Here is a 4,542-nt window from a genome sequence, read left to right on the forward strand (position 1 = left end):
TTCGCTTCATCAATGGAGTGAAAGAAATGGAGACTCATCAACAAGCTACTGCATGATCTTCCATACACCACATTTGACAATAGCTCGTAATGCGGAGAAAACGCGTATAACAAACTGTTTAAGAGTGATTCGCAACGCGTGGCATTTTCATCATGCGTTGGTTTAAGTGATTAAGGTGGTATGCAGCGACATAAGTATTGCGTTGCTCACACCTTAACAGGGCGTTAGTACGGGTTTGACATCAAAGGTCATAAGTTTTGGTGTTTATCTGTTTTGGCGCTCGTATTTACACCTTTCAGTAAGTGCCTTTCACGTTCTATCCGGTGGCACTATATGCGGAGTTTTCGCTTTGATTTCACCGTTTACGGCTTCTAACTCTTAGCCTATTTCTTTGGCGCGTCTTCATTTTCGTGGTGGCTTTTGAGAGAACCTTGATTACTTTTGTTGTGGTTGTTGAAGTACGAGGACCGAATCCTTTTCTAATTTGAAGCAAGTGAAAGTAGGGTTGTTCAGTGCGTTTTTCTTCTAGCCAACTTTCGTCTTTCAATGGGGTAAAGTTTTGTAGCTGCCCGTCTCACTTCAGTGTTCAAAGCCTTTCATATCACCTCAATTTTCAATATCTTGGAGCGCATAAATAGAAGTAGCGCATGTACTAACAAATTGCTTAAGAGTGATTCGTAACGCGTGGCATTTTCACTATGCGGTGGCTTATGGTGATTAAGGCGCTGTGCGGTAGCTTTTGTATTGCGTTACTCACACCTTAGCAAGGCGTTAAACGACATATGGAGGCTAATCAGGTGAAATTGAGTTTGATAGCTTTGCTGTTATGCATGAGTTCATTTTGTTTTGGAGGCAATTTGGGCAAAGGGAAAGAAGACGCACAACACTTATTTGACTCGGTGCTGCCTTTTGCGGAAAAAATGTTAGCTGAGTATGGAGAGTTTTATCCATATGGTGCAGCGATGACTTTAACTGGAGACGTTGTTGATGTATCGGTTTTCGAAGGGAGCGAATACCCACCTTCATCTGAGATCATTGATTTGCTCAATTCTGCCTTTCTTACAGCAGCTGCAAATCGACAATATAGTACCACCGCGGTAGTTTACGATGTTCGTATTACGCTTCCGTCAGGTAAGGTTTCAGATGCAATAGCCGTTAATCTTGATCATAATTCTGGCTATTCTATTGTCGTGTACTTGCCTTACAAAAAAGTAAACCAGGCTATAGAGTACGGTGAACTATCAGTTCAAGAAGGTCGTGGAGCAATATTTAATTAAGCGCGTGATATGTGCGTTTAACAAACTGTTCAAGAGGGATTCGCAACGCGTGGCATTTTCACTATGCGTTGATTTTAGTGATTAAGATGGTGTGCGGTGGCTTCGGTATTGCGTTACTCACCCCTTAACAGGGCGTTAGGCGCCATGGATGCGATACAAGGAAAGTATATGAATCTAAATCAAGTAACTTTGGCTGTTGATGATATCAATCTGGCAGTAGCTTTTTACAAAGCATTGGGGCTTATTCAAATTGTTAGCGATGAGCATTATGCTCGTTTCTCTTTTCCCGATGGAGACTCTACATTTTCAATTTACTTAGACCCAGAGAAGCGTGGGTTAGAGTGTAGAGGTGTTGTTTACTTTGAACATGCAGAACTCGATCAGCTGGTAGAAAACCTGAAAGGTAAAGGTATCGAGTTCGAACAGGAACCCATCGATCAACCGTTCCTTTGGAAAGAAGCGGTACTAAGCGACCCATCAGGAAACAAAATTAAGTTATATTGGGCTGGTGAAAATCGACTAAACCCACCGTGGAAAATTGAAGAAAGCGCCTAACAAAGCGTTTAAGACAGATTCGCAACGCTCGGCATTTTCGGTTTGATTCAGCTTTAGTGTTTACGGCACAATGGTTTAGGCAGGGTGGTAGCGTTGCTCACTACTTAACGCGGCGTTATATTTTTGAGAGGAAGTACAGTTGAAATATGAACATAGAGTAGTAGCTTTTATTGATATTTTGGGTTTCAAAGCTCTGCTAAATGATACGGTAGACAACAAAGGTAACGATGATGAAGCTGCTATAGAAGCAGTTGTATCTGCATATGAAGCAATTCGTGATATCTGGGATCTAGATACTCAATCAAAACTCGAAGATTTTGGCGTATCTCATGCATCCGATTCTCGAGAGGTTTCTATCTTTTCTGATTGTTTAGTAGTTTCTTTCTTAGTTGATCAGCCCAAAGAGGTTTTCTTCACTCTTATCGATATTCAACTGCTAATAATGAACCTGTTATCAAAAAATATACTCTGTCGCGGAGCTATTTCTATTGGCAAGTTTATTCACACTAGTAAATACCTTTTTGGTCCCGCTTTGGTTGAGGCTTATACATTGGAGTCTAAAGCGGCTTTGTATCCAAGGGTGATTTTGGATAGAGCTGTTATCGAGGCTGGCATTGAGCATAGCTCTATGAGTAATAACTCCAGTTTTGATACTGATTTGATTAACTCATTGTTAAAGCAAGATTCCGATGGTATGTACTACATCGATTATTTCTATGGTGCACAATCAGAATTGAATGATCCAGAGTATGATTTTCCTAATTATATTTCTAATTTAGGTCAAATAATTCGTAAGGGCTTAATGAGTGCATCTCATCACAGTAAAGCTGATATAAGGGTTAAGTACCTTTGGATGCGGGAAAGGTATAACGATATGATCGATATAGTGACATCTAAAGATGCAATTGAAAATTTGGAAAGTCGAGGTCAGTTTGATCTCGTAAATTTCTATAAAAGTTTGAAGAAAATCAGCCCTAACCGTTACGCTAAGCAACTTGGTGTTAGTGCAAAAAAATATAACAAAGCGTTTAAGAGTGATTCGTAACGCAGGGCATTTTCATTATGCGTCGTATTCTGTATTTAAAGCGCAATGCAGTGGCTTTGGCATTGCGTTACTCACACCTTAACGCGGCGTTATGCGCCACCGGTCCAACGATACAAAAGGAATTTGTAATATGGCTAGGTTAATTCTTGTTTGCGGTCCGACAGGAGCGGGAAAAACAACTTATTCGATATCTGTATGCAAGGAAATCGGAGCAATAAGGTTTTCGATAGATCCTTGGATGCAAACTCTTTTTTCAAAGGATATGACTTCACTTGACTATTCGTGGATGATCGAGCGAGTTTATCGTTGTTACGATCAAATCTGGGAAGTCAGTGAACAAATGCTCTCATTGGATGGCAACGTTTTGCTTGATCTAGGTTTTACGACTAAAGCACAACGAGAGGTTTTCGTTAACAAAGCACTGGCTCTTAACATAAACGCAGAAGTTCACTATCTAGATACTCCAGTGAATGTGCGTTGGCAACGTGTTGAGCAAAGAAACATTGAAAAAGACCCTCAAGTTTACTCATTTGAAGTGTCGAGAATGATGTTCAACTTCATGGAGCCAAAGTTTGAAGTTCCGGATGAAAAAGAACTGGAGCATGGTTTAAAAGTGAGCGCATAACAAACAATTTAAGAGTGATTCAGCACGCGTGGCATTTTTTGCATGCAGTGGTTTTTGGTGTTGAAGTGCAATGCGGCAACTTGGTCATTGCGTGCTTCACACCTTAATTGGGCGTTATAAATTTTGGAGAATTAATGCACTCATTTGTTGTAAGTAAAATTAGAAACATACTTCGTGTTTGGAAAGATAATGATCCAAAAGTTGTAGAATTCTATGAACCGCTTAGCGAAAAGACACTAAAGCACAAACGAGTGTTGTTAATAGCTGGCATCAGTACCATCGTCATAAAAACGCTAGGCATTGAAGTCGACTCAATACTAGGCATAAAATTTACAAAAATTAATGATGTTAGTGAGATTGCAGGGATTATATTTTGGGTGGTTTGCTATGAGTTAATTACATTTTGTTTAAGTTTTTGGGCTGACATCAAATCCTGGGATTTCAAACGAAGTGTTTTTAAATCTGAAGAAATAATTCAAGCGAATGAAAATTTAACGTATCACATTTGGAAGATTGCTAATGCTATAAATATTCACTATCAGGATATAAGTAGATTGCGTGCTTTGAGTCATTCTCAGAAAGAGAGTCACAATGAACTACTGTCTAAAATGTCTTACTTAGCAAATAGTTTAAAATGTACTGTTGATGGGGCAGAGTTTGATCGTGAAACGAAGTCTTCTCTCAAAGAATCTGTGAATAAATTCATGAAATTGATTTCTGAAATAGATTCAACTAAGAAAGTATTACGTTTAAAGAAAGTCACTACTTATGTAATGGATTTTTCAATCCCTTTGTTTATAGCTGTTTGCTCCATATTGTTGTCCTATTCAGATGGTCTAAATGTTTTGTCTAGAGTTTTTGGTGAGTAAATTTATAACAAACTGTTCAAGAGGGATTCGCAACGCGTGGCATTTTCACTATGCGTTGATTTTAGTGTTTAAGGTGGCTTGCGGCGGCTTCGGTATTGCGTTGCTCACCCCTTAACAGGGCGTTATGTGAACAAAACTGAGATTGATGTCGAGTTTATGAAAATATGATGC

The 4,542-nt window shown here is 39.3% G+C and carries 5 protein-coding genes; all 5 read left to right on the forward strand.

Going from position 1 to position 4,542, the window contains the following annotated elements:
- The first annotated feature begins 782 nt into the window (after nucleotides 1-782).
- The 5 genes from VJL_RS26705 (at nucleotide 783) to VJL_RS26725 (ending at nucleotide 4,371) form a co-directional block, all read left to right on the forward strand.
- Nucleotides 783-1,277 carry a hypothetical protein gene (locus tag VJL_RS26705; RefSeq protein ID WP_152436700.1) on the forward strand — a complete coding sequence of 165 codons (495 nt, stop codon included), beginning with the start codon at nucleotides 783-785 and terminating at the stop codon, nucleotides 1,275-1,277.
- A gap of 168 nt (nucleotides 1,278-1,445) precedes the next feature.
- On the forward strand, nucleotides 1,446-1,832 hold the full coding sequence (locus VJL_RS26710) for a VOC family protein (RefSeq protein ID WP_038882376.1): 387 nt from the start codon (nucleotides 1,446-1,448) through the stop codon (nucleotides 1,830-1,832).
- 139 nt (nucleotides 1,833-1,971) lie between these two features.
- Nucleotides 1,972-2,877, forward strand: a complete 906-nt coding sequence (locus tag VJL_RS26715; RefSeq protein WP_038882377.1) for a hypothetical protein — start codon at nucleotides 1,972-1,974, stop codon at nucleotides 2,875-2,877.
- 130 nt (nucleotides 2,878-3,007) lie between these two features.
- Complete coding sequence (locus VJL_RS26720) at nucleotides 3,008-3,502, forward strand: P-loop nucleotide/nucleoside kinase family protein (protein ID WP_038882378.1); 495 nt, start codon at nucleotides 3,008-3,010, stop codon at nucleotides 3,500-3,502.
- Between the two features lie 134 nt (nucleotides 3,503-3,636).
- Nucleotides 3,637-4,371, forward strand: coding sequence for a hypothetical protein (locus VJL_RS26725; RefSeq protein ID WP_038882379.1), 735 nt, complete (start codon nucleotides 3,637-3,639; stop codon nucleotides 4,369-4,371).
- Nucleotides 4,372-4,542: the final 171 nt, after the last annotated feature.

The organism is Vibrio jasicida CAIM 1864 = LMG 25398, assembly GCF_000400365.1.
GTDB classification, from domain to species: Bacteria; Pseudomonadota; Gammaproteobacteria; order Enterobacterales; family Vibrionaceae; genus Vibrio; species Vibrio jasicida.

Excerpts from the sequence above, each read along its gene's own strand:
- VJL_RS26720 (WP_038882378.1), top strand. The coding sequence starts at position 3,008 with ATGGCTAGGTTAATTCTTGTTTGCGGTCCGACAGGAGCGGGAAAAACA.
- VJL_RS26705 (WP_152436700.1), top strand. The coding sequence starts at position 783 with ATGGAGGCTAATCAGGTGAAATTGAGTTTGATAGCTTTGCTGTTATGC.
- VJL_RS26725 (WP_038882379.1), top strand. The coding sequence starts at position 3,637 with ATGCACTCATTTGTTGTAAGTAAAATTAGAAACATACTTCGTGTTTGG.
- VJL_RS26710 (WP_038882376.1), top strand. The coding sequence starts at position 1,446 with ATGAATCTAAATCAAGTAACTTTGGCTGTTGATGATATCAATCTGGCA.